This is a genomic window from Azospirillum lipoferum, from assembly GCF_024170005.1.
Taxonomy (GTDB): domain Bacteria; phylum Pseudomonadota; class Alphaproteobacteria; order Azospirillales; family Azospirillaceae; genus Azospirillum; species Azospirillum lipoferum.
The window spans coordinates 156,203-182,614 of sequence record NZ_JALJXJ010000009.1; the positions used below are offsets into that span (position 1 = coordinate 156,203).

Annotated in this window: 20 protein-coding genes; 8 read left to right on the forward strand and 12 right to left on the reverse strand. The window is 67.9% G+C overall.

All coding sequences use genetic code 11. The annotated features are described in order from the left end of the window. Positions 1–15: 15 nt before the first annotated feature. Together J2848_RS20665 and J2848_RS20670 are read right to left on the reverse strand one after the other, a co-directional pair. A complete protein-coding gene (locus J2848_RS20665; protein WP_149233112.1) occupies positions 16–1,152 on the reverse strand; it encodes a thiolase family protein in 1,137 nt (378 codons plus the stop codon). After that, the gene (locus J2848_RS20670; RefSeq protein WP_149233113.1) at positions 1,149–1,640 is read right to left on the reverse strand and encodes a MerR family transcriptional regulator; all 492 of its coding nucleotides are present in this window, start codon (positions 1,638–1,640) and stop codon (positions 1,149–1,151) included. Before J2848_RS20670 ends, J2848_RS20665 begins: the two co-directional genes overlap by 4 nt. A 345-nt stretch (positions 1,641–1,985) precedes the next feature. Here J2848_RS20670 and J2848_RS20675 point away from each other — a divergent pair, with 345 nt between their 5' ends. Continuing rightward, on the forward strand, positions 1,986–2,174 hold the full coding sequence (locus J2848_RS20675; protein ID WP_149233114.1) for a hypothetical protein: 189 nt from the start codon (positions 1,986–1,988) through the stop codon (positions 2,172–2,174). A 64-nt stretch (positions 2,175–2,238) separates the two neighbouring features. Here J2848_RS20675 and J2848_RS20680 read toward each other — a convergent pair whose 3' ends face one another. The 3 genes from J2848_RS20680 to J2848_RS20690 all read right to left on the reverse strand — a co-directional run bounded on the left by J2848_RS20680 (position 2,239) and on the right by J2848_RS20690 (position 10,209). Further along, positions 2,239–7,023, reverse strand: coding sequence for an alpha-2-macroglobulin family protein (locus tag J2848_RS20680; protein ID WP_246194035.1), 4,785 nt, complete (start codon positions 7,021–7,023; stop codon positions 2,239–2,241). A gap of 201 nt (positions 7,024–7,224) precedes the next feature. Further along, on the reverse strand, positions 7,225–8,817 hold the full coding sequence (locus tag J2848_RS20685) for a sensor histidine kinase (protein ID WP_246194036.1): 1,593 nt from the start codon (positions 8,815–8,817) through the stop codon (positions 7,225–7,227). Positions 8,818–9,045: 228 nt separating this feature from the next. Then, complete coding sequence (locus J2848_RS20690; protein WP_149233117.1) at positions 9,046–10,209, reverse strand: aminotransferase; 1,164 nt, start codon at positions 10,207–10,209, stop codon at positions 9,046–9,048. 155 nt (positions 10,210–10,364) lie between these two features. Here J2848_RS20690 and J2848_RS20695 point away from each other — a divergent pair, with 155 nt between their 5' ends. Then, positions 10,365–11,384: a purine-nucleoside phosphorylase gene (locus J2848_RS20695; protein ID WP_149233118.1), complete on the forward strand. Its 1,020-nt coding sequence runs from the start codon at positions 10,365–10,367 to the stop codon at positions 11,382–11,384. Positions 11,385–11,435: 51 nt separating this feature from the next. Here the strand turns inward: J2848_RS20695 and J2848_RS20700 are convergent, their stop codons facing one another. Together J2848_RS20700 and J2848_RS20705 are read right to left on the reverse strand one after the other, a co-directional pair. Continuing rightward, on the reverse strand, positions 11,436–11,726 hold the full coding sequence (locus tag J2848_RS20700) for a hypothetical protein (protein ID WP_149233119.1): 291 nt from the start codon (positions 11,724–11,726) through the stop codon (positions 11,436–11,438). A 99-nt stretch (positions 11,727–11,825) separates the two neighbouring features. After that, positions 11,826–12,305: a hypothetical protein gene (locus J2848_RS20705; RefSeq protein ID WP_149233120.1), complete on the reverse strand. Its 480-nt coding sequence runs from the start codon at positions 12,303–12,305 to the stop codon at positions 11,826–11,828. Between the two features lie 586 nt (positions 12,306–12,891). Here J2848_RS20705 and J2848_RS20710 point away from each other — a divergent pair. Beyond that, positions 12,892–14,514: a methyl-accepting chemotaxis protein gene (locus tag J2848_RS20710; protein ID WP_246194037.1), complete on the forward strand. Its 1,623-nt coding sequence runs from the start codon at positions 12,892–12,894 to the stop codon at positions 14,512–14,514. Positions 14,515–14,530: 16 nt separating this feature from the next. On the opposite strand, the gene J2848_RS20715 is transcribed toward J2848_RS20710, so the two are convergent. Both J2848_RS20715 and J2848_RS20720 read right to left on the reverse strand, forming a co-directional pair. Further along, entirely contained in the window at positions 14,531–16,306 is a 1,776-nt protein-coding gene (locus J2848_RS20715; protein WP_149233122.1) for an SLC13 family permease, read from the reverse strand. 70 nt (positions 16,307–16,376) lie between these two features. Beyond that, positions 16,377–18,401 (reverse strand): AsmA family protein, encoded by a 2,025-nt coding sequence (locus J2848_RS20720; protein WP_149233123.1) that lies wholly within the window; start codon positions 18,399–18,401, stop codon positions 16,377–16,379. A 225-nt stretch (positions 18,402–18,626) separates the two neighbouring features. Here J2848_RS20720 and J2848_RS20725 point away from each other — a divergent pair, with 225 nt between their 5' ends. Genes J2848_RS20725 through J2848_RS20735 form a run of 3 tightly spaced genes read left to right on the forward strand, consistent with a single transcriptional unit; the run spans position 18,627 to position 21,458 of the window. After that, positions 18,627–19,730 (forward strand): hypothetical protein, encoded by a 1,104-nt coding sequence (locus J2848_RS20725; RefSeq protein WP_149233124.1) that lies wholly within the window; start codon positions 18,627–18,629, stop codon positions 19,728–19,730. Positions 19,731–19,732: 2 nt separating this feature from the next. Continuing rightward, complete coding sequence (locus tag J2848_RS20730) at positions 19,733–21,046, forward strand: hypothetical protein (protein ID WP_149233125.1); 1,314 nt, start codon at positions 19,733–19,735, stop codon at positions 21,044–21,046. Positions 21,047–21,083: 37 nt separating this feature from the next. Then, a complete protein-coding gene (locus J2848_RS20735; RefSeq protein WP_149233126.1) occupies positions 21,084–21,458 on the forward strand; it encodes a hypothetical protein in 375 nt (124 codons plus the stop codon). 21 nt (positions 21,459–21,479) lie between these two features. On the opposite strand, the gene J2848_RS20740 is transcribed toward J2848_RS20735, so the two are convergent. Together J2848_RS20740 and J2848_RS20745 are read right to left on the reverse strand one after the other, a co-directional pair. Then, positions 21,480–22,382 carry a DMT family transporter gene (locus tag J2848_RS20740; RefSeq protein WP_149233127.1) on the reverse strand — a complete coding sequence of 301 codons (903 nt, stop codon included), beginning with the start codon at positions 22,380–22,382 and terminating at the stop codon, positions 21,480–21,482. A 428-nt stretch (positions 22,383–22,810) separates the two neighbouring features. Further along, the gene (locus J2848_RS20745; protein WP_170307136.1) at positions 22,811–23,068 is read right to left on the reverse strand and encodes a hypothetical protein; all 258 of its coding nucleotides are present in this window, start codon (positions 23,066–23,068) and stop codon (positions 22,811–22,813) included. Between J2848_RS20745 and J2848_RS20750 the strand changes: the two genes are divergently transcribed. Further along, the gene (locus J2848_RS20750; RefSeq protein ID WP_342787969.1) at positions 23,013–24,644 is read left to right on the forward strand and encodes a methyl-accepting chemotaxis protein; all 1,632 of its coding nucleotides are present in this window, start codon (positions 23,013–23,015) and stop codon (positions 24,642–24,644) included. The two genes, J2848_RS20745 and J2848_RS20750, sit on opposite strands and share 56 nt — an antisense overlap. Positions 24,645–24,724: 80 nt before the next feature. Here J2848_RS20750 and J2848_RS20755 read toward each other — a convergent pair whose 3' ends face one another. Further along, positions 24,725–25,192, reverse strand: a complete 468-nt coding sequence (locus J2848_RS20755) for an Lrp/AsnC family transcriptional regulator (protein ID WP_149233129.1) — start codon at positions 25,190–25,192, stop codon at positions 24,725–24,727. 134 nt (positions 25,193–25,326) lie between these two features. On the opposite strand from J2848_RS20755, the gene J2848_RS20760 reads away from it, so the two are divergent. Beyond that, entirely contained in the window at positions 25,327–26,367 is a 1,041-nt protein-coding gene (locus J2848_RS20760) for a zinc-dependent alcohol dehydrogenase family protein (RefSeq protein ID WP_149233130.1), read from the forward strand. The last annotated feature ends 45 nt before the right edge of the window (positions 26,368–26,412 follow it).

The following is a 26,412-nucleotide window of genomic DNA, read 5'->3' on the forward strand; positions in this document are numbered from 1 at the left end:
CCCCGATCCCGTTCGTCAGACCGCTTCCAGGATGGTGGCGATGCCCTGGCCGCCGCCGATGCACTGGGTCGCCAACGCGAACTGCTTGCCCTCACGCTTCAGCAGGGCCGCGGCCTTGCCGGTGATGCGGGCGCCGGTGGCCCCCAGCGGATGGCCGAGCGCCAGCGCGCCGCCATCCGGGTTGATGCGGGACGGGTCGATGTCGAGGTCGCGCATGCAGGCGATGGCCTGGGACGAGAAGGCTTCGTTGATCTCGATGATGTCGATGTCGGCGATCGACAGGCCGGCGCGGGCCAGCGCCTTGCGGGTCGCCGGGACGGGGCCGAGACCCATCAGTTCCGGCGCGCAGCCGGCGACGGCGACCGAGCGGATCTTCGCCAGGATCGGCAGGCCGTTGGCGCGGGCATACTCCTCCGTCGTCACCAGCACGACCGACGCGCCGTCGGTGAGCGGCGAGGAGGTGCCGGCAGTCACGGTGCCGTCGGCGGTGAAGGCCGGCTTCAGGCCCGCCAGCCCTTCGGCATTGGTGCCGGGGCGGATGCAGCCGTCCTTGTCGACCAGACCGGCCGGGGTCTCGATGCCGACGATCTCATCCGACAGGCGGCCGGCGGCCTGGGCCTCCGCCGCCTTGGCGTGGGAGGCGACGGCCAGCGCCTCCTGCTCGGCGCGGGAGATGGCGTATTTGCGGGCGACATTCTCCGCCGTGATGCCCATGGAGCAGTAGGCTTCGGGATAGGAGGCCTTCAGCGCCGGGTTCGGCATCGGGTTGAAGCCCATGATCGGCACGCGGGTCATCGATTCGACGCCGCCGCAGACGAACACCTCGCCGGCACCCATCTGGATGGCACCGGCCGCCTGATGGATCGACTGCATGGAGGAGCCGCAATAGCGGTTCACCGTGGTGGCCGCCGCGGTCTGCGGCAGCTTGGCCAGGAAGGAGATGCTGCGGGCGACGTTCAGCCCCTGCTCGCCCTCGGGGAAGGAGCAGCCGACGATGACGTCCTCGACATCCTCGGTCTTCAGGCCGGTGCGCTCCACCAGCGCCGCGATGACGCGGGCCAGCAGATCGTCGGGGCGGACCTTGGTCAGCTCGCCCTTGTGGGCAAAGGCGAAGGGCGAACGGGCGTAACCGGCGATGACGACCGACTTCATGAGTGCTTCTCCTCCATGTCCTGCGTCTCCGTGATGCCGTTGCGGCGAAGATGCTCGGAGATCTGGGTGTCGATGGTGCACAGCTCCGCCAATGTCTGTTCGACGTCGGCAAGCTGCTGTTCAAGCGCGGAAATCCGGCGGCGCGCGATCGTGCGCATGTAGCGCATCTGTTCGATCTGGGCGTCGTCGGTGTCGTAGAGGTTCAGGAAATCCTTGATCTCGGCCAGGCTGAAGCCCAACCGCTTGCCCCGGCAGATCAGCGCCAGCCGGGCACGGTCGCGGTGGCCATAGACACGGGCGCCTCCAGGGGCGCTGCCGATCCGCTCCGGCGACAGCAGCCCTTCATCCTCGTAATGGCGGATGGTGCGGTGGGTCAGACCGAACTCCCCGGCCAGTTCGCCGATGGCGAGCCGCGGGCCGGACAGGCGGCTGTCGCCGGCCCCCTCCCCCGTCTCCATCACGCCGTTGCCGACCGAAAGCCGATCCACTCCGCCTGCTCCCTTCCTTGACGTTTACGTAAAGGTAAGGTCTATGCCGCTTGCTGTCAACAGACTTGTTGACCATGCCAACCAGTTGGCAGGCCAGCAGGCCGGGGCCAAGTGACTGTTCAGCCACGAACGGGTGCGGCGCGCCCGCACAGTGACAGGATGCCACGCCCTGACACTCCCAATAGCTGTGGCAGGCTTTGCGGTGAACCTACGCCTCCGCTCCCCTTCCCTCTATCGGATGTGGGAAGCGGAGGCGGCGAAAAACAGGCGGCCGGAAAGCCGTGACGGGTTCAGGGCGGGTTTAAAACTCTTACGCGAATCAGGACAGGGGACAGGAGACAACCCATGTCGGCGCGCACCATCGTATCGTTGGGCGTCTGGATACTGGCCATGGTGCTGATCGGCACCATGACGGTCGGCCTCGCACTGGCCTTTTACCTGATGCTGACCCTGTGCTGCACCGTGGTCGTGGCGGGCCTTACTCTGCTCGCCCGTCGGCGGGAGAACCACCGGGGAGAGCAGAGCTACCTTTAGGCACCATTCGCCGACTCCGGCGGGGACGCCGTCGGCGCCCCCCCTTGGTCAGCAATGGTCACTCTCACTCCGGCAGAACGCGCAGCCGGGCGACAGCGGTACGGGCGGACAGGTGGGGACGTTGCAGATCCTGCACCTGGGCACCGGGGGCCGCGAAGTCGCCGGGGGTGACGGCGCGGACCAGATAGACCAGCCGGAAACGGGGGGCCGCCTTCGGCAGGTCGACGGCGGCCAGGAAGCGATCCTCGCGGAACTCGACATTGCGGGCGGCCGACAGGTCACCCAGCCAGGACAGCTTGCCGAGCTGGCCGCTGTTGGCGAGCCGGACATTCTCGATCTCGAAGCCGGCCGGCAGCGGGTCGCTGACCAGCACCGAATGGTCGAGCGGGTCGCCGACCTCGCCCTCCAGGATCACCACCAGCAGGTCGTTGTGGCGGATGCCGGCCGGATCGACCGGACGGCCGGCCATGTCGAACAGGCGCCGGCGGATGGTCATCCCCTGCTCCTCCGCACCGGCCGGCTGGTCCGGCACGCCCGCCACCGACACGGTCTGGCGGACCTCGCCGCCCAGGTTGCGGATGGCGGGCGGGGCGGCCGGGTCGACGGCCAGGATCTGCGGCTTGGCGTTCTCCACCGTCTGGTCGCCGATGGCGAGCTTCATCGGGGAAGCGCGGTCGATCAGCGCCTTGCCCGCCAGCAACAACCACGCCTGCTCCTGCGGATTGGTGGTGCGGACGGCGGCAAAGGTCTTCGCCACCCGTTCGGCCGCCTGGAAGATGCGGTCACGCTCGACCGCGCCGCTTTCGGCCATCAGGACCACGACGCCGGCCTCGTCCCGCAGGGAAGAGCCCTGGTCGCGCAGGCTGGCGGTCACCATGCGGGCGCCGGTCAGCTTGGAGAAGGCCTCCGTCGCCCCCGGCTGGTCGCCCAGCACGGCGGTCGCCGCGGCGATCTGCGCCCGGCCGAAGTCGGTCTGCAGCCGGTCCCAATAATTCTCGCGGAAATAGCGCACCGCACCGGCGTCGATCATCTTCGCCCGCGCCAGCACATAGAGCGCATAGGCGCGGCCCGGCAGGTCGGCGGTCTCGACCCAGGCGTTGTCGATGGCCTGCTTCAGCCAGTCCAGACCCTTGCGATAGGGCTGGTCGGGAATGCGGTAGCCCGCCGCCTTGGCCCGCCCCAGCACATCGACCGCATAGGCGGTCAGCCAGGGATCGAGATCGCCCTTCGGCGACCAGGGGGCGAAAGCACCGTCGATGCGCTGGAAGGTCAGCAGACGGTCGACGCTGCGCTGGACGCGCGCCTTGATGCGGTCTTCCGGCGCGATGCCGAGGCCGGCGGCCACGTCGCTCATCGACAGCAGCGGCAGGATGCGGCTGGCGGTCTGCTCCGCCCCGCCCGCCGCCACGCGGTCGAGCGCGAAGAGCAGGCCCGGCACGTCCAGGTCCGGCAGCGGCGCCACCGTGGCACCCACCGAGACGGTTTCCGGCCGCAGCCCGGCGGTAATGTCGGCGGGAACGGTCAGGCTCCTGTCGGTCGGCAGGGCGGCGGCGTTGCGGCGGGAGACCAGCGGCGTGGCCGGACGGACGGTGACGTCCCAGCGGCGGGTGACGCGCACGCCCTCCGGCCCGGTGACGTCCAGCGTGACATGCCCAGCCCCCACCGCGGTGGCGGTCAGCACCCGGCCGGCGGTCGCCCGCTTGCCGCGCTCCAGCTTCGGCACAGTCAATTCGTTGCCCGAGTCGTTATTGACGATGGCGACGGCGCCCTCGGCGGTCAGGGTCATCCGGTAATCGCCGGACGGACCGTTCAGATTGTCGAGCGACAGCAGGACCTGCGCCGAATCGCCGGGGGCGAGGAAGCGCGGCAGAACGGCGTCGGTGACGACCGGGTCGCGGACCAGCATCTGGCTTTCGGCATGGCCGATCCGCCCCTCGCTCCAGGCGACCGCCATCAGGCGCAGCCGCCCCTGGAAGTCGGGCAGGTCGAAGGGCACCGAAACCTTGCCTTCGGCACCGACGGTGAGGATGCCGGAATAGAGCGAGACCACCCGTTCCGACTTGGGCGGCACCAGCCCGGAGATCTGGCGCAGGCGCGGCGTCGGCTGAACCGGCGGGCGGGCGGCATCCAGGCCGGCCGGGTCGATCAGGCGGCCATAGGAATCGCGCAGCTCGACGGTGAGCGGGCGCTTGCGCAGGTAATGGCGGGCCGGATCGGGCGAGGGCTGGTCGGTCAGCTGCATCACCGATTCGTCGACGGCGGCCAGGGTGACGAAGGCCTGCTTGCCCTCGGGCACGCCGTCCACCGTGATGTCGGCGGTCATGGCACGGCGCGGTTCCGTCTCCGCCGGTGCGGAGAGGCGGACGTCCAGGGTGCGCGGAGCCTTGTCCATCGCCAGCCAGGCGAGGCCGACGGCGCGGCGCGGCGGCTTCTTCGACTGCGGGTCGGAGGTGGCGAAGGCGGTCGCCAGCACATGGGCGCCGCTGGTCCAGCCCTGCCCGACCGGGATTTCCAGGAAAGCGCCCTGCGGACCGATGGCGCGGGTGACGGCATAGGTGACGCCACGGTCGGCGACGGCCACCAGCACCTGGCTGTCATAGGGCGGCTTGACGAAGACCCAGGCGCTTTCCCCGGCGCGGTAGGCCGGCATCATCACCGAGACATCGACCGCGTCCGGCCGTTCGCCGGCGGTCGGGGTCATCCACCAGCCGGCGGCGAAACGGAAGCTGCTGGCGACGCCGGTCTTGGAATCGAACACCTCCAGCCGGTAGCGGCCGGCGGCGACCGGGGTCTCCACCGAAGCCGGGGCGGCGGCCTGGGCCGACAGGGATCCGCCGGTCACCCGCTGGTCCTTCACCGTGACCTTGTAGTCCCAGCGGCCGTTGGCCTCGTACCACGCGTAGTCGTACTCCTCCTCGAACAGCTCGTAGGAAAGGTCGGCGCGGTCGGCCGGCTTGCCGTCCGGTCCGACGGCGATCACGTCGAAGCCGGCGGTAGCCCCCTCCGGCACGCCGTCGCCTTCGAAGCGCGGCTTGATGCCGATGGCAAAGGGCTGGTGGCGCACCGGCAGCACGAAGTCGCGGCCGACCGGACGGCCGCCGATGTCGAACAGGGTGGCGCGCACCACCGCCTCCAGCGGGCGGGTGCTGTCGGGCGGACGCGGCAGCTTGACCTTCAGGCGGGCCGAGCCGTTGGAGTCGGTGATGAAGCCCGGCAGGTCGGCGCGGGCCGGCTTCACATCCTCCTGCACCAGACCGAAATGATAGCCCGGCAGGTTCGGATAGGGGTTGGCGGCGGCGCGCAGGGTCACCGTCAGCTCGCCCGGCAGGCCGGAAGCCGGCGCGCCATAGAGGTAATGGCTGTCGAGCGCGATGTCGGCCTCGCCGTCGGAAGCCAGTTCCGTCGTCGGGGAGGCGAGTGCCACGTCCAGCCGCGGCGGCACGAAATCCTCCAGCAGGAACTCCGTCTTGCCGATGGCCGGGCCATCCGGCTCGGCATGGGCGGTGACGATCCAGTTGCCGGGATAGGCGTTCATCGGCAGGTCGATGCGGGTGGCATAGCCGCCGGCCCCGCTGTCGGTCAGGCTGCGCCGCTCCACCTCGAAGCCGTCGGGGCGCAGGACGCGGATGGTCAGCTGCTTGCCGGCCGGCGGCGGGTTCAGGTCGGCGTCACGCAGCAGGGCGGTCAGCTGCACCGTCTCGCCCGGCCGGTAGATGCCGCGTTCGGTATAGAGATAGGTGTCGAGTCCGCCGGCAGCCGGGCGGACGATTGTGGCGGCGGGCTTGTCCGGAGTTTCGGCCGGCGGAGCGCCGCCGGCGGTCAGGTCGAGAACGGCGAAGTCGCCGTCGCCGCGCGCGGCGAACAGCGCCTGGACCGGCTCGGTCCCGGCGGCGCGCAATGCGGCGAGGTCGAAACGGCCGAGCCCATCCTCCCCGGTCTGGACGCGGCCCAGATCGGTGCCGTTGCGGGCGACCAGACGCAGCTCCACCCCGGCGGCCGGGGCAGCACTCTGGGCGGAGCGGGCGAAGACCACCAGCGAATCCTCGCCCAGGATGGTGTTGAGGCCGAGGTCGGAGACGACGAACCACTGGGTCGCCTTGCGGTCCCAGCCGCCCGGCTTGATCTCGTCGGCACCGGCGACGGCGACATAGACGCCGGGGTCGAGCTTGCCCAGCACGGCGTCGATGGGGAAGGCGGTGGTGACGCTGCGGTTCGGCTGGTTGCCGATGCCCATCTCGCCGCGCCAGACCTCCTGGCCCGACTTGTCCAGGATCTCGCCGATGTCGTAGTCGGTCATCTGCTGGGTGATGCGGCCGAAATAGATCTTCTCGACCAGCGCGCGGTCGGCGATGCGCAGCACCTGCAGCTTCGCCCGGTCCAGGTTGATGGAACGCAGCGGCAGCCCTTCGGCCCCGACCCGCGGCAGGATGTAGCCGGCGCCGCGGAAGGCCAGCGACGGCTTGCGGTTGGGCACCTGCACCTCGCGGGTGTCGGCGGCCGGCAGGCGCTTGCCGTCGGCGCCGGGAAGCCCGTCCTTCAGCGTGACGCGATAGGTGTCGCCGTGGCGCAGCCCTTCCACGCACAGCGTGCGGTCGCGGGCGATGGCGGCGCCGTCCACCGCCGGCTCCACCGCGACATAGTCGCGGTAGTTGACGGCGCGCGAGCGCTCCAGCCGGTCGGTGAAGGTGAAGCAGGCCTGTGGCGTATCGCGCTCCGCCACCACCTCGACGCTGGACACGCCGAAGGGCACCGGCTCGGCCGGCGGGTCGGCGGCGAAGGTCTGGGATACGGCGAGCGTGCCGGAGCACGCGACAAGAACGGCACAGACACGCGCCAGCGCACGCAACATTCTAGACAGGCCCCAATTCCGCGGGTGGATCCGAAAGCACGCGGCCGGGGACAGCCCTGGCGGCGGCTCGGACCTGGACAAAACCGGCGCGGAGTATGCCCAAGCGGCAGGGGTTTCGCCATGGCTTTGCGGCACCGCCGCGAAGATCGCTTTGGTTGCGGGCCGGAGCCGGGGCGGACATGGTGGATCAGGCGGCGAATTTCAGGCGGCGAATTCCAGCGTGACCTGACTGCCCTGTCCCGGCCGGCTGTCGATGCGGAGGCTGCCGCCATGCGCCTCGATCAGCGACTTGACGATGGGCAGGCCGAGACCGGTGCCGCGCCCGGGATGGGTGGTGAGGGCGGAGGTCTGGCCGAAGGGGATGGCGGCCTGCCGCAACTCCTCCGCCGTCATGCCGATCCCGTTGTCGGTGACGCGGACGACGCAGCGGCCGTTGCCCCCGCGGGCGACGCTGACCAGCACCCGCCCGTTCTCCGGCGTGAATTTCAGCGCGTTGCCCAGCAGGTTCAGCAGCATCTGCTTCAGGGCGCGCTCGTCCGCACGCACCAGCGTCGGGGCCGGCGGGCGGCTGATCTCCAGCCGGATCGACTTCTGCTCCGCCTGGGGGGCGACGATGCGGATGGCCCATTCGGCGGCGGCGACGGGATCGACATCCTCCATCAGCAGGGCGAACCTGCCGGCCTGGAGGCGCGACAGGTCGAGGATGTCGTCGATCAAGGTCAGCAGATGCTGGCCGGAGGCATGGATGTCGCGGGCATAGTCGGCATAGCGCTCCCCGGCATCGCGCCCGAACATCTGGTCCCTGATGATCTCGGAAAAGCCGAGGATGGCGTTGAGCGGCGTGCGCAGTTCGTGGCTGACGCGGGCCAGGAAGTCGCGATTGACCGCCAGCGCCGCCGCCAGCCGCTCGGCATTGCGCTGCTGGACCAGCAGGAAGGCGGCGACCAGCAGGATGGAGACGCTGAGCAGGGCGGCGATGATCCGCATCTGTCCGCGGAAGCCGGCGACCGCAGCATCGATGTCCTTCAGGGCGACGCCGACGACGAGGATCAGCGGATAACCCTCCACCGGCCGGAAGGCGTAGGCACGGCGGATGCCGTCGGAGATGCTGTCCTGCCAGAACACACCGGTCAGCGACCGCCGCGCCGCCTCCCACAAAGCCGAAGCCGAGCCGTCCACCCCGACGGCATCCTGCCCGTCCTTGGAACCGCGGGCGCGGATGATCCGATCCAGCCCGATCAGGGTGACCACGCCGTTGCGGCCGACATCGGCCTGCCGGTAGAAGCCGGAGAGATAGTCGGGATCGACATTGGCGACCACCACCCCGGCGAACCCGCCCGCCGCATCCTCCATCCGGCGGGAGAGACGCAGCAGCGGCCGGCCGGTCGCCGATCCCCTGAAAGGCAGCCCGACCTTCATCAGCGCCTGCCCTTCCCCCTGGTGGTAGGCGAGCAGATCGGTGCCATCGAGCGTGTCCGGCGGGCCGGTTCCTTCGCTGCGGAAGAGCTGGGCGCCGTCGGGTCCGAAGACGGTGAAGTGATGGATCAGCGCGGCGTCGTAGAGCCCCTGGTCGATGATCACGCGAGCGCGCGGCAGCCCGCCTTCGGCATAGCGTTCGGCAAAGGAACGCAGCGTGGTGTCGACGTCGTGCAGAGTCCGGCTGGTGCTGCTTTCATAGGCACGGGCCGTTGCCCCGGCATTGACCAGCGCCTCCCGCGTCTGGCCTTCCAGGATGGAGGACGCCATCAGCCCATAGCCGCCCCATACCCCGGCGAGCGCCAGGGCGGCCGCCATCAGGATGAGGTTCCGGACGGACGGCATCCGGATGGCGGCAAACCGAAAGATCGGGAGACGTGGCATGACCTGCGCTCCGCCGTTCCATCGCCCCCGCACCGGGCCGCAAAGCCGGTCCATCACATCGGGCGGCGACCAGTGGGGGTGGAGCCGATCATTGTGCCAATCGGTTAAGACTTGTCAAATACCCGAACAGTTGGGGCGTGCAACATTCATATGGGAACGTGTCTAGCTCGACACGAAGCGGTTGCGCAGGCGGTCGATGGCGGTGTCGAGCACTTCATCCTTCTTTGAGAAGCAGAAGCGCACGACGTTGGTGGGGGCATTCTCGACGAAGAAGGCGCTGACGGGGATGGCCGCCACCTTCGCCTCCGCCACCAGCCAGCGGCAGAACGCCTGATCGTCGCCGTCGAAGCCGAAACGGGAGATGTCGGCGGCGACGAAATAGGTGCCGGCGCTGGGCAGAACGTCGAAACCGACGGAGGCGAGCCCGGCCGACAGCCGGTCGCGCTTGGCCTGGAGTCCGGCGGCGAGCCCGGTGAAATAGCCCTCCTCCTTGCCCAGCCCGTAGGCGACGGCGGCCTGGAGATTCGGCGGGGTGGTGAAGGTCAGGAACTGGTGGGCCTTGGCGACCGGCTGCAGCAGATGCGGGGCGGCGGTGACGTAGCCCACCTTCCAGCCGGTCAGCGAGAAGGTCTTGCCGGCCGAACCGATCTTCAGGCAGCGGTCGCGCATCCCCGGCAAGGACATCAGCGGGATGTGACGGCGGCCGTCGAAGACGAGGTGTTCGTACACCTCGTCGCAGACGGCCAGCGCATCATGGCGCTGCACGAACTCGGATATCAGCTCCAGCTCCGCCCGGTCGAAGACCTTGGCCGCCGGGTTCAGCGGGTCGTTGATCAGCACCAGCTTGGTGCGGGGGGAGAAGGCGGCCTCCAGGTCGGCGCGGCTGAAGCTCCAGTCCGGCGACTTCAGCGAGACGAAGCGCGGCACGCCGCCGGCCAGCCGGACGATCGGCAGGTAGCTGTCATACATGGGCTGGAACAGCACCACCTCGTCGCCCGGATTGATCAGGCCGAGCAGGCAGGCGGTCAGCGCCTCGGTGGCTCCGGAAGTGACCATCGTCTCGGTCTTCCAGTCGATGCCGAGGCCGTAGAAGCGGCCGTAGTGGGCGGCCAGCGCCTGACGCAGCTCGGGTGTGCCCATCATCGACGGATACTGGTTCCAGCCGGTCAGCAGCGCGTCGGCCGCGGTCTGCAACACGTCGGCCGGCCCGCGGTCGTCGGGGAATCCCTGGCCCAGATTGATCGCGCCATGCTCCTCCGACAGGCGGGACATGACCTCGAAAATGGTGGTGCCATAGCTGGACAGCAGCGCGTTGCCCGACTTCACCGGAAGACCTCCTCATGCGAACGGACGCACAAGATGGCCGCTGGGAGGCGATGCTGTCCAGTGAAGGTTGCGGCCCTGCATGGAGCGATGGAGACGGCGATGGTACGAGCGTTGCATACTGAGGTACGTTTTCCGTCCCAAGGAGTGAAGGTCCGATGTCAGTCTTCTCCCGCTGCTGCGGTGCCGCCCTGTCGGCTCTGCTCCTGTTCGGGCTGAATGGTCCTCTTCAGGCCGCAGAGCCGATCAAGGTGAAGGTGTTCGTCGGCTCGATGTTCGAGATCGGCAAGAACACCGGCGACCGCGCCGGCGAGTTCCAGCACTGGTACGAGCGTTACTGGCAGACGGCCGAGCCCGTCACGGTGAAGGGCGCGCTGAACCCGGTGTACTGCAATGCCGACGGCGTGTGCGGCTCGGTGCTGGGCATGGGCAAGGTCAGCTCCTCCGCCTCGATGCAGGCGATCCTGCTGAACCCGCAGCTCGACCTGTCGCAAGCCTATTTTCTGATCACCGGCGTGGCCGGCACCCCGCCGTCGCGCGGCACTATCGGCGAGGTGAACTGGGCGACCTGGGTGGTCGACTATGACCTGGGCCACCGCTGGGCGCCGGAGGAGAACAAGCCGGGCGAGCCGACCTTCATGCCGCGCAAGGGCTACGAGGCGGTGCGGCTGTTCCCGATGAACCCGGCGCTGGTGTCCTGGGCGATGCGCCTGACCGCCGGCACGCCGCTGAAGGACAGCGAGTCCGCCCGCGCCTACCGCAAGCGCTATCCGCAGGAAGCAGCACAGCGTGCTCCGTTCGTAGGCACCGGCACGCACATGACCGGCGACACTTTCTTCCACGGCCCCGGCATGTCGGCCCAGGCGCAGTACATCGCCAAGCTCTATGGCGCGGACGACTATGTCATCACCGAGATGGAGGCGGCGGCGATCACCCTGGTCATCAAGCGGCTGCAAGGCTCCGACCGGGTGATGAGCCTGCGGGGTGCGGTCAATTTCGACCAGGGCAACCCGAACGAGACCACGCTCCAGCACCTGGACCCGAAGCCCGGCGAGACTGCCGGCGGGTTCGCCGAGACGGTGGAGAATGTGGAACTGGTCGGATCCCGGATGGTCGACCACATCGTCGGCCATTGGGACCAGTGGAAGGACGGCGTTCCGGCCCTGCCGTCGCCCTGACCGTCAGCCGGGAGACCGCCCGCCCGGCAGGCGCGGGCGCGCTCCCCTTGTTCAGTCGCCGTAAATCTTGCGCAGGCGGCGGTTGCGCAGCTTTTGCCGGATGCGCTCGACCGGGCTGAACATGCGGGGGTAGCGGCGCTTGCCCCGTACGAACAGACGGCGGGCATCGGCGGAGTTGCGCAGCACCAGCACGCCGCCGAGCAGCATCACCGGCAGGCCGCCGGGACCGGGAAGGGGGGCGATCAGCAGGCCGAGCAGGATGATCGTGCATCCGGCGCCGATCAGGGCCAGCTGTCGCACGCGCGCGAAAGACAGCGTCTGGGCGGTATCGGGAGGACTCATCTGCGGTTCGCCAAGCTCCATGCTTTCCGTTCGTCTGCATATGGGCCGGCGGACGCGGGTCGAAAAGGGGGGCCACTCCTTTGCGGGAGTGGGGGATCGTCAATGCAGAGTGGGCACCGGTTCCGGCGGGGCGGTGCGCAGGCGGGCGGGATCGAGGCGGCTGAGGGCGGCGTCGCGCTCGTCGGGCTTGGGTTCCCAGCCGAATTCGCGGATCAGCTGGTCGCGGGCGGCGACGGCGCGGCGGGACAGGTGGGCGCAGTTGCCCTGGGCGGCTCCCTGGCGCGGCGGGGGACAGCGGCGGTCGGCACAGCTTTCCAGCATCAGCCGGATCATCCGCTCGCGCTTGGCGGCGTCGACATACCCCATCTGGTCAAAATAGAGCTTGGTGAAGGCCAGTTCGGTGACGCGGGCGTGGGCCTTGTGGTCGCCGACGATCACCGCCGCCACCACCTCCACACAGCGGCCGGCGAAATGCGGCAGCGGCGCCGTGCCGTCGTCGGCACGGTCGAGCAGGCTGCTCGGCAGATCGACCAGCCGGCCGGTCACGTCCTTCACCAGATACCGGCGCCACACCGACATATCAGCCTCCTGTCCGGCCAAGCCGGTTCGTGGGCCTTGCGATGGCAAAAGCCTACATCAGACTGGCAGGTGACGGAATATCGCAAAGCGGTGGGGCGAAACTGTGGCGCAAAGCGGGTGGCCGCGGCGGGGTCCGGCCACTCTCGATGCGATGGCCCGGAAGACCGCTTCCAAATGCCCTGCCCCCCTTGCGCTTTGCCGAGCAAGCCGGCATGTGGCGCATGTTCACTGATCCCCGCAATGTACGGATGTTGCCGTTCAAGAGAATTTTAACTCTTTCATTACGGTGCATACAGCATGTTTCATACGCTCACAGTAGAAACTTGATGACACACCTTGATTACAACATTACCGTAATCCTAGTTCAAATGCTCAGACACTGATATTCCAGAGAGGAGCCGCGCGAATGAAGCTGTCTGTCAGGAAAACAATCTTTGTCATGGCGCCACTCCTGATTGCCGCTTTTTCCGCCAACATCCTGTCATTCTTTCTTTTAAGCAAAGCAAACGAATCCCTGACGGCTGCACAGGCGACAAGATACAATTCATATTTGCTGGCCGATGAACTTCGGCAAAGCTCCGATGATTTGACACGGCTCGCCCGCACCTATGTCGTCACCGGCGATGCCAAATACGAAACCCAGTATTGGGATGTGCTCGCCATCCGCAACGGGCAGAAGCCGCGCCCACTGGCCTACCACCGCATCTATTGGGATTTCGTCGCCGCATCCGGCACCAAGCCGCGCGCCGACGGGCCGACGGTCCCGCTCCAGACCCTGATGGAGCAGGCCGGCTTCACCGCGGCCGAGTTCGGAAAACTCAAGCAGGCCCAGGCCAATTCCGACGGCCTGGTTCAACTCGAAACCAAGGCGATGAACGCGGTCAAGGGACAGTTCGACGACGGGCGCGGCAACTACACCGTCAAGAAGGACCCCGATTTCGAACTCGCCCGCAACCTGATGCATTCGAAGGAATACCACGCCTTCAAATCGCAGATCATGGCCCCGGTCGACGAATTCTACGTCCTGCTGGAACAGCGCACGCAGGGGGCGATCGACGCCGCGGAACGGAACGTGGCCTTCTACCACATGGTCACCGTGACGACGCTGGCCCTGCTGGGCGTCATCCTGGCTCTGGCCGGCTGGATCCTGATGGTGAGGGTCTCCTCCCCGCTCCACGCCCTGAAGGTCGCCATGAACCGCCTGTCCCGCAACGAGCATGGCGTGTCCATCCCCTTCCTTGAAAGGAGCGACGAGATCGGCGAGATGGCGCGCGCCACCGACATCTTCAAACGCGGTCTGGAGGAGGCCGAGACGGCCCGTTCCACCCAACAGGAGCGGGACCGGCTCCAAGAGGAGGAGAAGCGGCGGACGATGGCCAGGCTGGCCGACGAGTTCGAGGCGTCGGTGTCCCGCATGGTGGCCGAGGTGCGCGCCGCCACCGGCAGCGTTCAGGAGAATGCGCGCAACCTGTCCACCACCGCCCAGGACGCGTCCCGCCAGTCGGACACGATGTCGGCAGCCGCCCTCCACACCACGACGAATGTCGAGGGTGTGGCGGCGGCGGCGGAGCAGCTGGCCGCTTCGGTCGCCGAGATCGCCCGTCAGGTGTCCAGCGCCTCCTCGGTCGCCAGGGATGCGGTGAGCGAGGCCAACAGCACCAACGAAAGCGTGAAGGGGCTCGCCGCCACGGCACAGCGCATCGGCGACGTGGTCAACCTGATCCAGGTGATCGCCAGCCAGACCAATCTTCTCGCCCTCAACGCCACCATCGAGGCGGCCCGTGCCGGCGAGGCGGGCAAGGGCTTCGCCGTCGTGGCGAGCGAGGTGAAGAATCTCGCCAACCAGACCGCCAAGGCGACGGAGGACATCCAGGCCCAGGTCAGCGCCATCCAGGAGGAGACCGCCCAGGCCGTTCAGGCCATCGACGGGATCACCCGGACCATCGGCAACATCTCGAACATCACCGTGGCCGTCGCCTCGGCGGTGGAGGAGCAGGGCGCCGCGACCCAGGAGATCACCAGGAACGCGCAGGAGGCCGCCCGCGGCACGCGGGGCGTGTCCGACACTGTCGACGGCGTCACCGACGCGGCCAACCGCACGCGGCGCTCCGCCGACACGCTGCTGGCCGCCGCCGACACCCTGTCGAACCAGAGCGCAGCACTGAGCGGGGAAGTCGACGCCTTCGTCCGCAAGGTCCGGCAGCCCTGAGCGGCAGCGGGGCCGGCTATCGCGGGATGAGCGGCCAGAACAGGGCGATGGCCGCCGTTCCGATGATCACCACCATGATCGACAGCGGCAAGCCCAGCCGCCAGTAATCGCCGAAACGGTAACCACCCGGCCCCATCACCAGCGTGTTGCACTGATGGCCGATCGGGGTGAGGAAGTCGCAGCCCGCCCCGATCGCCACCGCCATCAGGAAGGCGTCGGGGCGCAGCCCCAGATGGGTGGCGAGGCTGGCACCGATCGGCGCCATCACCAGCACGGTCGCGGCATTGTTCAGGAAGGGCGTTACCGCCATCGCCGCCACCATGATCATCGCCAGCGCCCCCACCGGCGGCAGGCCCTGCGCCGCCTGCGACAGGAAGCCGGCGATCAGCTCGGTGCCGCCGGTGGTGCGCAGGGTCTCGCTGACCGGGATCAGCGATCCCAGAAGCACCAGGATCGGCCATTCGATCGCCTCGTAGGCATCGCGCAGGCTGACCACCTTCAGCGCGGTCATCGCCACCGCCGCCCCGAAGAAGGCGAGGGCGACCGGCACCAGCCCGGTGGCGACCAGCGTGACGGTCAGACCCAGCACCGCAACCGCCACCGCCCGCTTCGGCGTTCGGCCGATGGCGAGGTTGCGTTCGGCCAGCGGCAGGCAGCCCAGCTCGGCCAGCGTGTCGGACACCGCGGCCTGCCGGCATTGCAGGACCACCAGATCGCCCGATTGAAGGCGGACCCGGCGAAGCCGCTGGCGGATCGGCCGGCCGCGACGGCTGAGCGCCAGCAGGTTGGCGCCGAACCGTTCGCGCAGGTTCACCTCCTCGATGCTGCGGCCGATCATGGCGGAGCGCTGTTCCACCACCGCCTCGACCACGGCGATGTCGTCCTCGTTCTCAACCCCCTCCTGGTCCTTGTCGTGCATCATGCGCAGGCCGGCGCGCTTGACCAGATCGGCCAGCGCCGTGGTGTCGCCCTCCAGCACCAGGATGTCGCCGGCGAACAGCACCCAATGGCCCGACGGGACATAGCGGCGGTAATTCTCGCGCACGATCGCGGCGACGGTCACCTCGCTCTCGCCGAAGGATTCCAGCTCCGCCACGGTGCGGCCGACGAACTGGGAGCCGGTGGGCAGCCGGGCCTCCGCCGTATAGTCGTCGATGTTGAAGGCGGGGCCGGCCCCCGCCGCCCTGCCCTTCGGCAGCAGCCGGTAGCCGACTGTCAGGAAGGCGACGCCGAACAGCGCGATCACCAGCCCGACCGGCGTGAAATCGAACATGTGGAAGGGCTCGCCGGTCATCTCCGCCCGCACGCGCGAGACGATGATGTTGGGCGAGGTGCCGACCAGCGTCATCAGTCCGCCCAGCAGCGAGCCGAAGGCCATCGGCATCAGCAGAATAGACACCGGCGTGCCGGTGCGCCGCGCCACCTGGAGGGCGATGGGCATGAAGATGGCGAGCGCGCCGATGTTCTTGACGATGGCCGACAGCATGGTCACCGCCCCGGCCAGAACCGCCACCTGGGTCCAGACCCCGGTCATCCGCGCGGTCAGCGGGCGCATCGCCGCCTCCACCACGCCCGACCGGCCGACCGCGGCGCTGACCACCAGGGCCGAACCGACGATGACGACGATGTCGTCGGAGAAGCCCTGGAACGCCTCTTTGGCCGGCACGATCCCGGCGGCGACCGAGGTCAGCAGGGCGATCATCCCGACGAGGTCGTAGCGCAGCCGGTCCCAGATCAGCAGCGCGATCACCGCGCCGATGATCCCGAACGATAACATCTGGTCGATGGTCATTGGGAGGGGACGCGTCCTTATCCTGTAGTCCGGAGCCGGATCGGACAGGGGAACGCGGATCGTCGTCCGGTCAGCGCGCCGAACCCGACGCCGTCCCGTCTCCACGGCCATTGCCCGACTTGCCGGAGGCCGGCGCCCCCTTGTCGGGGGACCGGGCATCCCGCACCAGCCGGCCGCACTGTGGCTGTTCATCACTGCCCGGGTCAAGGAAGGGCAGCACGCCGGCCAGCGGGGTCAGCAGCACGCCGAGCGCCACCGCCGCCGCCCCGCGCGCCGCCGACTCGGTGGGATCGACGCCGATGTCCGGGTCGCCCAGCGTGCCGCCGACCAGCACCGGGACATGGGTGGCGAAGACCTGCGGCGACTTCGAATCGCCGACGATGCGCAGGTCCAGCGCCTCGTTGCGCAGGCTGATGCGGCCCTTGCCGGTGACCAGCGTTTCCGGCGTGTCGAGCACCAGCGCCTCGACCTGGGCGATGCCGTTCTGCACCGCCATGTTGCCGACCAGGCAGTTGAAGGGCATCGGCTTCGACCCGGAGATGACCACCCCCAGCGTCTCCAGGATGTTGGTCTTCAGCCCCTTGACGGCGAGGCTGGTGACGCGCCCGCCGTCCACCGCGACGCCGATCTTGCCGTCGGAGGTCGCCAGCAGGTCGGCCACCGTCTTGCCGGTGCCGGCAAGCTGGATGCGCCCGGCCACCGTGCCGCCGATCTGCCCGGCGAAGGAGGTCTCGCTGAAGAAGGCGGAGAGCTTCATGGAACGGATGTCCAGGTTGGTGCGCATCGCCGGCACCTTGCCGCTGCCGTCGAGCTGCACCGTGCCGGCGATCCGGCCGCCGCCGATGCCGAGCGTCAGCGGATCGACATGCAGGTCGCCGTTCGCCAGCCTGACCTTCATGTCCAGCCCTTCCAGCGGGGCGAAGGGCGCCTCCACCCGCTTGCCGCGCAGGCGGACGTCCATGTCGGTGTTGCGCAGCTTCTCCACCGGGATCGGCGTCGCCGGGATGACGCGGCCGTTGCCGCGCGTCGGGTAATCGCCGGCGCCGCGGGGCGAGGCGCCGATCAGTCCGGCGAGATCGAGCGCCGCCAGCCGGTTGGAGGTCAGATCCGCCTTCACCATCGGCCGGTCGCCGCCGGTGTCGACCAGCACGTCGCCGGACAGGTCGCTCTCGCCCACCTTGCCGTTCATGCCGCGGAAGGTCCAGACCTTGCCCTCTCGCCCGAGATGGCCGGAGATGGAATAGGGCCGCGTCTTCGGCGTCGGGATGCCGACGATGGGGAAGATCTCCGCCATGTCGTCGCCGCTGAGCGCCACCGACAGGTCGACGCCCTCCATCTTCACCGGCTCGCCCACCGAGCCTTCGATATGGCCCTTGGTCTTGCCGACGGCGGCGTCGATCTTCAGCGGGTAGGGCTTCGGGTCGTCGCGCAGGGTGAGCAGCGAGCCGCCCTCCACCGCCAGGGTGAAGGGCTTGCCGGCGAAACTGCCCTTGCCGTTCAGCTGCACCGTGTCGCTGTCGTTGCCGCCGGTCGCGGTGTTGATGCTGTTGTCGATGTCGATGTCGCTGGTGGGGTCGCGGTAGCGCAGCCGGCCGTCGGCGATCAGCAGCCGCTCGATCACCGGGATGTCGCCGCGGTCGTCGGGGGTGGCGGCTTCCTTCGCCACCGCCTTCTCGGCATTGGGCGGGCCGAAATTCCAGTTGGCTTCGCCCTTGTCGTTCTTTTCCAGGATCAGCTTCGGCCCCTGGACCTTCAGCTCCGGCAGTTCCCAGTCGCCGCGCAGCAGCGGCCAGGGGCGCAGCGTGGCGTCGAGCGCCTGGATCTCCGCCATCGTCCTGTCCTGCGCCCATTCGGCATTGGCGACGCGCAGCCCTTCCAGATGGATGCGGATCGGGTTGCCGAGATGCACGCGCAGGTCGCCGTCGATGGCGACCTCGCGGTTCAGCGCGGCGGAGGCATGGCGGGCGACAAAGCCGCGGGCGTCGTTCCAGTCGAACAGCAGCAGCACCGCGCCGATGCCGACGACGACCAGACCGACGAGGCCGAGCAGGCCGTAGCCGATCCATTTCAACACCGATCCCGCACCCGCTTTCATCCCCCCGCCCTCCCCGCACCGTCCTCTTCCCTGACAACGGACGAGGGGACGGAACAGCGAGGGCCGCAGCAGGGGATTACCGCAAGAGATCCGGCCAGACTGTCCGAAGGTGATATATTCCCGTTGCCGCTTATATTGGATTTAACGCAAAATTCAGTATCGCAGCGCCGTAATCGACGACGACCAGACTCCGACACCACCCCGCAGCCATGGCCGCAGGATACGATGCGTTCCCTGACCAATTTCGCCCCGTCCACCTTCGAGGAACGCGGTGCCGCCGTGGCCTTCACCACGCCGGTCCTGGCCCAGACCCGCGTGCGCAAGGACAGCCGCGACCAGCTGGAGGTGCTGGTGCCCAACCTGTCGGAAGGGCGCGGCGTCTATGTGGTTCCATGGAAGTCGCTGCCGCTGGCCTTCCCGATGACCGTGCATGACCGGATGCTGCACGACCTGATCGCCAAGGCCGACGGCTGCTCGCCCGACGACATCCGCAAGGCGGTGCTGGAGGCGGCGCGCTGCGGGCTGGCCGGCGGCGGGGCGGTGGCGGCGGCCGAAGCGGCGCTGAGCGACGACGAGGACCAGCGGCTTCTGATCAACTATCAGCTGATCGTGGAGGCGCTGAAGGCGGTCGGCCTGGAATCGACGGAGATCCTGCGGGTCGGCCTGACCTCCGCCGAGGGGCAGAAGCTGACGCGCGACCTGATGATGAAGGCGGCGCAGCGTCTGGCGCTGGAGCCGACCGAACTCTATGGCCGCATCGCCGAGCTGGCGGTGATGATGGAGGCCATCGGGCTGGCCAGCTCGCCCAAGCCGGCGCGATTGCGGCGGCTGATGCGCGACCTGAACGGATTCCGCGACAGCATGACCGACTGGGCGACCGACAATGTGTCGGAAGCGGCCCCGATCGGCGGCTTCTGCGCCGAGGTGGCGGAACACACGGTCAACCATGCCCGCAACGTCATCGGCCAGCTGGATCAGGCGATGGCGTCCTTCGAGGCGCTGCTGCGCCAGTGGGAGACCAAGCGTCCGCAGATCCGCAAGGCATGCAGCCGGCTGTCCTGGCTGCTCGACGGCTGGGAATATCTGATCCTGCTGTGGAGCGATGCGCTGACCCAGGACCGCTACACCCAGGACATGGCGGTCCACGACATCTTCCGCGTCATCCCCCTGCTGCCCAAGGACGAGGGCCGCGCCGACCAGTCGATGCTGGCCGACCAACTGATCTCCAGCCACAAGCGCTCGGTGCGCGCCTATGTCGACTGGCGCAGCGGGCAGCTGGATGTCGATCTGGTCATGCGGATCGAGACGATCAAAGGGAAGGCGGCCTGACCATGGAGATGAGGGATCTGGTCGCGCTGGGCGACAAGCTTCTGGACATCGACGAGGCCAAGTTCCGTCAGGTCGTCACTCTGCTGGAGCAGATGAACGACCATCCCGACATCCAGCGCACCATCGCCGTGATCCGCCCCCGGCTGGTCGAGCTGCGGCTGCACCGCCGGCCGACCTTGAAGCGGCTGTTCTGCGACCCGTTCGAGGATCTGTTCGAAGCGCTGGGCAAGGCCGATCCGGTGCCGCTCAGCGTGATCGAACGGTCGCTGATGAACGGCCTGTGGCCGCTGGTGGAGGCGCAGGTCGGCAAGGAGCGGCTGCGTGCCTACCGCCCCGCCCTCCACGACGGGCCGGAGCGCAAGGCGCTGACCGACGCCTTCTGGGCGGACTGCGCGGCGGCGGTGGCGAAGATCGCCGAGGGGGCGGTCGCCGGGCATTTCAGCGAAGCGCTCGACCTGCGGATGAATCCCAGCCGGACGCGGGCGCTGGCCGACATCGCCACCATCCTGTCGATCGCCCCCGAGGTGGCGGAGCTGAAGGCGGCGCTGTCGCCCAAGCCGGTGCCGAAGCTGCATGGCGACCATGTCGAGGCGATCCAGTCCATCGGCCGCCGGATTTCCCGGGCCAACCCGGAGGCGTTGAAGATTTTCGTGCTGCTGGCCGCCTCGCGCCTGACCGACCCGTCGGTTCTGCTGAGCGGGCTGTGGGACATGGATCTGGGGCAGAAATCGGCTGATCGTGCCACCCTGTTCATGCAGCTGAGCGGCACCGTGGTGGCCCAGATCGAGGACCGTTCCCGCCTCTGGCAGGACACTCAGGCCAGCGACCGCATGGCGGTGGCCGATCTGGCGCTCGACCTCGTCGCCAGCCTGGACGCCACCCGGACGGCGATGGAGCACAGCCGCAACAAGGAGTTCGACCAGCGGCTGAAGCAGGTCCGCAACTCCGTCCACGCCATGGTGAAGAACCAGGTGCTGCAGGACGCCGACGCCGGCATCGTCGCCGCGGTCGGCGCCCTGGACAACGGCGCCATTGGGTCCAGCGAGGGACGCGCGCAGCTGGCTCAGGCGGAGAACCACGCCCGGGCGCTGCGCAAATGCGCGACCATCGCCGATTCCCTGGGGCTGCGCGGCGAGTTGCGGGAGGTGACGCAGAAGACCACCGCCTCGCTGACGGAGAAGGCGCAGCAGGCGCTTGGCGGCCCCGCCGGCAACGCCCGCACCGGCTACACCGCCATCCGCATGATCGAGCTGATTGCCGGACCGGCCGAAGCGAATAAGATCATGGACGGGATCATGAACGGCGGCCGGCGTTGAGTTCGTGTCGGCGCCTTGGAGTTCGGGGAGTCGGGTGATGGGATCGGGATACAGCGGATGGGAACTGCCGGCGGAGGAGCGTGACCGTCTGCTGGCCCAGGTCCCGCCGCATTACGAGAGGCTGGTCGCCCACCATGTGACCTATCGGTTCGGTGCCGGCGCGGACGAGCCGCTGCCGACCGCCACCGAGGCCGAGGTGATCGGCTGCGCCGACGACGGCGAAGGGGTGCAGGCGCTGGTCGTCGCCATCGACGGTACCAGCGACCGGCCGGACGGCTCCACCTACCACATCACATGGTCGTTGGCGGACGGGCGTCGGCCGGTGGAGTCCAACGACATCATCCACGATTATGGCTGGCGCCCGGTGGAACCGGTGACGGTCAGGCTGGTGCCGCGCTATTTCGGGGGGTGATTTGGGGGGTGGGGCGGCGCCTCACGGCACCTCCGCCACCCCTTCCGACGCGACGCCACGCTTCAGGCGCTGCTCGCGGTAGACGATGTAGAGGCCGCTGCCGATGATCAGCGCCGCCCCCACCCCCATGCGGGCGGTCGGCGTGGTGCCCCAGACGGCGAGGTCGAGCACCACCGCCCACAGGATCGACACATACTGGAACGGCACCACCACCGCGGCGGGGCTGAGTTGCAGCGAGCGGTTCATCATGGCGTGGCCGGCCAGCGCGGTGACGCCCAGCAGTCCGAGCAGGAAGAAGCCGAGCCAGCCCGGCGCCTCCCAGCTCCAGGGCAGCGTCACCCCGCCGATCAGCAGGCCGCCGACCATCTGGTTGCCGACCAGCGTCAGGCTGGAGGCGGAGCGCAGGACGCGGGTGGAGATCACGCCGCAGGAGAAGATGAAGGCGCCGAGCAGCGCCACCAGCGACGGCCACAGGTCGAAGCGGCCGGTCGGGTTCAGCACGATGACGACGCCGAGGAACCCCACCAGCACCGCCACCCAGCGGCGCCAGCCGACGCTCTCCCGCAGGACCAGCACCGACAGGGCGGTGACGATCAGCGGCGCCGACATGTAGATGGTCATCACGTCGGCCAGCGGCAGGTAGCCGACCGCCCAGTAGAAGCAGGCGACGTCCACCGTCATCAGCAGCACACGCAGGATGTGCAGCGGCAGCCGGTCGACGGCGAAGACCGCGGCGACACCCTCGCGCCAGATCATCGGCGCCAGCACCGCCAGCCCGAACAGGCTGCGCACGGCCAGCAGCATGGCGACCGGATGGTCGGCCACCAGCCATTTGCCGAGCGCGTCGTTCAGCGTGAAAAGCGTCATCCCGCCCAGCATCATCAGGATGCCGGGGCGGGTGTCGGTCGCGGGGGCCGCGGTCATGGACAACTCTCGGGGGTTGTTTAACGCGTGAACCGCAGGAGTCGCAGGCTGAAGACCGCGATCGGACCTGTGGGCGAGCGATATTGCGGGAATGGCGGTCGAACGCAACCCCTGCCTGAGGGACGGGAGCGATGACGAATGGGCACTGGCGCGTGCCGACTGACGCCGGTGCGCCCCGAGCAAGGCGGGGCACCGCCTTTCTTCCCGTCCCGAGCCTGACCGCGGAGATCGTTCCAGGGCGACACCGCAGGTTTTCGCCGCCGTGGAACAAAATATCTGCGCCACGAAATTATCATCCAAGATTATGGAGCATTCGGTTGCGGGCTCAGACGCTTTCTTACAGATGACCGCAAAATAGACGGATATCCCTCCAGATTTCGGAAATATCAACGAGATGAATCAATGATCATCCGGATATGACTTATTAACTACTCTTTAATTTTGCGCTCAGAATACTTCACAAAACCTTCTACCGAAAACACCAACTGAAGTTTGTTTTCTTCTGTTTCTACTATCACAAGATGCAAAACCACCAACGCACTCTTGGCGTATGGATTGGGAGAGGATGAGACAATGTTCAACCTTGCAAACCTGTCGATTGCCAAGAAAATCTCTGGCGCATTTGCATCCATGGTTGCAATCGCCTTGGCCGTCGCTTTCTCCAGCCATTCGAAGCTTTCGTTCATCGAGACGTCGAGTAGCTGGACGACCCACACCTACGAGGTGCTCGAAGAGGTCTCCAGGATTCTGGGATCCGCGGTGAACCAGGAGACCGGCGTCCGCGGTTATCTGATCTCCGGCGACGACAAGTTCCTCGATCCGTACCGGGAGGGCCGGCGCCGCTACGCCGAGACCTTTGCAAAGGCGAAGCAGCTGACGGCGGACAACCCGGCGCAGCAGGCCCGCTTCGCCGAGGTCGATCGCTTCTATCAGACGTGGTTGACCACGGTCGCCGAGAAGGAGATCGAATTGATGGCGAAGCCTGAAACCCGCGAGCAGGCCCGCGCTCTGGCGGCCTCCGGTGTGGGAAAGGTGTCGATGGACGGTCTGCGCAGCAAACTCGCGGAGATCGACAAGGCGGAACGCGATCTCCTCGACAAGCGCGCAGCCGATCAGGCACAAGCCTTCTCCACCTCCTATATCGTCAATTTTGCCGGCAGCGGGGCCATGATCATCCTCGCGATCACGGCCGGCATCCTGCTGTCGCGCGGCATCGCCACGCCGATCCGCGGCATGACCGCCGTCATGGGACGGCTGGCCGCCGGCGACAACGGCGTGCAGATCGAGGGCCAGGAGCGCCGCGACGAGATCGGCGCCATGGCGCAGGCCGTCGAGGTGTTCAAGCGGAACGCCATCGAGAATGCCCGTCTGGAGGCCGAGCAGGAGCAATTGAAGGCAAAGGCCGAGGCGGACCGCAAGGCGTCGATGGCGGCGCTGGCCCGGAGTTTCGAAGCCAGCGTCAAGGGTGTGGTGGAAAGCGTCGCCACGGCATCGGGCAACATGCAGTCGGTCGCCACGACGATGGTTGGAACGGCGGAGCAGACCAGCCATCAGGCCAGCGCCTCTGCCGCCGCGGCCGAACAGACCTCCGCCAACGTCCAGACCGTTGCCGCCGCCACCGAGGAGATGTCGGCATCGCTGCTTGAAATCTCCAAGCAGGTCAGCACCTCGTCGCAGATCTCCGCCCAGGCGGTCAAGGATGCGGAACGGACCAACGACACCGTCGCCGGTCTGGCGAACGCCGCACAGAAGATCGGCGAGGTGGTGAACCTGATCCAGAGCATCGCCGGCCAGACAAACCTGCTGGCGCTGAACGCCACCATCGAAGCGGCGCGGGCGGGCGACGCCGGCAAGGGCTTCGCCGTGGTCGCTTCGGAGGTGAAGAATCTCGCCACCCAGACCGCCCGTGCGACCGACGAGATCGCGACGCAGATCGCGACGATGCAGGCGGTGACCACCGAAGCCGTCGACGCGATCAAGGGGATCGGTGCGACGATCACTCGGATGAGCGGGATCGCCACCGCGATCGCCTCGGCGGTCGAGGAGCAGAACGCGGCGACCGGGGAAATCTCGCGCAACGTGACCCAGGCGGCTTCCGGCACCATGGAGGTCTCCACCAACGTCATCGAGGTGCAGAAGGCCGCCAGCCTCAGCGGCAGCATGGCGGGTCAGGTGCTGGACGCCGCCGGAGAGCTGTCGCGCGAAGCCAGGACGCTCAGCTCCGCGGTCGACGAGTTCCTCCGGGGTGTCCGCGCGGCCTGATGCCGCGTCCCTTCACGAAAGCGCCGCCCCGGCATCGTACAGGATCGGAGATTGCGCAAAGGCATGGCGCGATCTCCGCTCTACCCGATGACGGGCAGCCTGTTCGTCGCCTTCATCTCGCGCAGGGACAGGTTCGAACGGATGCTCGCGACGCCCGGCAGTTTTCGCAGAACCTTGTCGACGAACCCGCTGTAATCGTCGAGATCGCGCGCGACGACCATCAGCAGGAAATCCGCCTCGCCGGTCGTGTTGTGGCAACTCAGCACATAGGGGCAGTCCTGGATGATCCGCTCGAACGCCGCGGTCACGTCCTCGCCATGCTGCGTGCAGACGATCTGCACGAAGGCCATCACGCCGAAGCCCAGCTTCCGCCGGTCGAGAACCGCCTGATATCCCTTGATGACGCCGCAGTCCTCCAGCCGTTTCTGGCGGCGCCAGCAGGAGGCTTCGCTGAGCGACAACTGCTCGGCGAGCTTGGCGTTGGACAGGCGGCCATCCTGCTGAAGCTGGTCCACGATCGCGGCATCGATTTTATCAAGCGTATCCATTTCGAAGCAGTCTTTCAGAAAATCTCCCATTTCTGAAAGACTGCTTCACATTTCCGGAACGATCAATCGCGGATTGAAAGGCAATTTCAGGCGGTCGGCCGTACAATGCCGGGACGTCCCAGGAGGAGAGCCCGATGAAAGCGGTGGTCTACGAGGCATTTTCCGCGCCGCCCCAGATCATGACCGTGCCCGATCCGACGCCGGAGCCGCATGGCGTCGTCGTCAAGGTGATGGCGACCGGGGTTTGCCGCAGCGACTGGCATGGCTGGGTCGGCCATGACACCGACATCCGGCTTCCGCATGTTCCCGGCCACGAGCTGGCCGGCATCGTCGAGGCGGTCGGCAGGGACGTGACGCACTGGAAGGTCGGCGACCGGGTGACCGTCCCGTTCGTCGGCGGCTGCGGCGCCTGTCCCGAATGCCATTCCGGCAATCATCAGGTCTGCGACCGGCAGTTCCAGCCCGGTTTCACCCATTGGGGGTCCTTCGCCCAATATGTCGGCCTCCATCAGGCGGACATCAATCTGGTGCGGCTGCCGGAGACGATGGACTTCACCACCGCCGCCAGCCTCGGCTGCCGCTTCGTGACCTCGTTCCGCGCCGTCGTCGACCAGGGCAAGACCTCGGCCGGCCAGTGGGTGGCGGTCCATGGCTGCGGCGGCGTCGGGCTGTCGGCGATCATGATCGCCAACGCGGTCGGCGCCAACGTCGTCGCCATCGACATCTCGGAGGACAAGCTCGCCCTGGCCCGCGCGCTCGGCGCGGTCGCCACGGTGAACGCGTCCGAGGTCGGGGAGGTCGCCGAAGCGGTCATCGAGATCACGCGCGGCGGCGCCCATGTCTCACTCGACGCGCTGGGCCACCCCGCCACCTGCTTCAATTCGATCAGCAACCTGCGCAAGCGCGGCAAGCATGTGCAGGTCGGCCTGATGCTGGCCGAGAACAGCACGCCGGCCATTCCGATGAGCCGGGTCATCGCCAATGAGCTGGAGATCCTCGGCAGCCACGGCATGCAGGCCCATCGTTACGGCGCGATGATGGAGATGATCCGGTCCGGGAAGCTGGCGCCCGAGAAGCTGATCGGCAAGACGATCACGCTGGAGCAGTCGATCGACGCACTGACGACCATGGACAGGTTCGAGGGCGCCGGGGTGACCGTGGTGACCGAGTTCTGACGATGGTGCCGGAAAGTCAGCGCTTTCCGGCACGTCGATCCGACG

Coding starts and splice junctions, on each gene's coding strand:
- J2848_RS20760 (WP_149233130.1), top strand. CDS start 25,327: ATGAAAGCGGTGGTCTACGAGGCATTTTCCGCGCCGCCCCAGATCATG.
- J2848_RS20745 (WP_170307136.1), bottom strand. CDS start 23,068: ATGAACGAAAGCTTCGAATGGCTGGAGAAAGCGACGGCCAAGGCGATT.
- J2848_RS20720 (WP_149233123.1), bottom strand. CDS start 18,401: ATGAAAGCGGGTGCGGGATCGGTGTTGAAATGGATCGGCTACGGCCTG.
- J2848_RS20735 (WP_149233126.1), top strand. CDS start 21,084: ATGGGATCGGGATACAGCGGATGGGAACTGCCGGCGGAGGAGCGTGAC.
- J2848_RS20680 (WP_246194035.1), bottom strand. CDS start 7,023: ATGTTGCGTGCGCTGGCGCGTGTCTGTGCCGTTCTTGTCGCGTGCTCC.
- J2848_RS20675 (WP_149233114.1), top strand. CDS start 1,986: ATGTCGGCGCGCACCATCGTATCGTTGGGCGTCTGGATACTGGCCATG.
- J2848_RS20715 (WP_149233122.1), bottom strand. CDS start 16,306: ATGACCATCGACCAGATGTTATCGTTCGGGATCATCGGCGCGGTGATC.
- J2848_RS20685 (WP_246194036.1), bottom strand. CDS start 8,817: ATGGCGGCCGCCCTGGCGCTCGCCGGGGTATGGGGCGGCTATGGGCTG.
- J2848_RS20695 (WP_149233118.1), top strand. CDS start 10,365: ATGTCAGTCTTCTCCCGCTGCTGCGGTGCCGCCCTGTCGGCTCTGCTC.
- J2848_RS20740 (WP_149233127.1), bottom strand. CDS start 22,382: ATGACCGCGGCCCCCGCGACCGACACCCGCCCCGGCATCCTGATGATG.
- J2848_RS20705 (WP_149233120.1), bottom strand. CDS start 12,305: ATGTCGGTGTGGCGCCGGTATCTGGTGAAGGACGTGACCGGCCGGCTG.
- J2848_RS20730 (WP_149233125.1), top strand. CDS start 19,733: ATGGAGATGAGGGATCTGGTCGCGCTGGGCGACAAGCTTCTGGACATC.
- J2848_RS20665 (WP_149233112.1), bottom strand. CDS start 1,152: ATGAAGTCGGTCGTCATCGCCGGTTACGCCCGTTCGCCCTTCGCCTTT.
- J2848_RS20725 (WP_149233124.1), top strand. CDS start 18,627: ATGCGTTCCCTGACCAATTTCGCCCCGTCCACCTTCGAGGAACGCGGT.
- J2848_RS20755 (WP_149233129.1), bottom strand. CDS start 25,192: ATGGATACGCTTGATAAAATCGATGCCGCGATCGTGGACCAGCTTCAG.
- J2848_RS20700 (WP_149233119.1), bottom strand. CDS start 11,726: ATGAGTCCTCCCGATACCGCCCAGACGCTGTCTTTCGCGCGCGTGCGA.
- J2848_RS20750 (WP_342787969.1), top strand. CDS start 23,013: ATGGTTGCAATCGCCTTGGCCGTCGCTTTCTCCAGCCATTCGAAGCTT.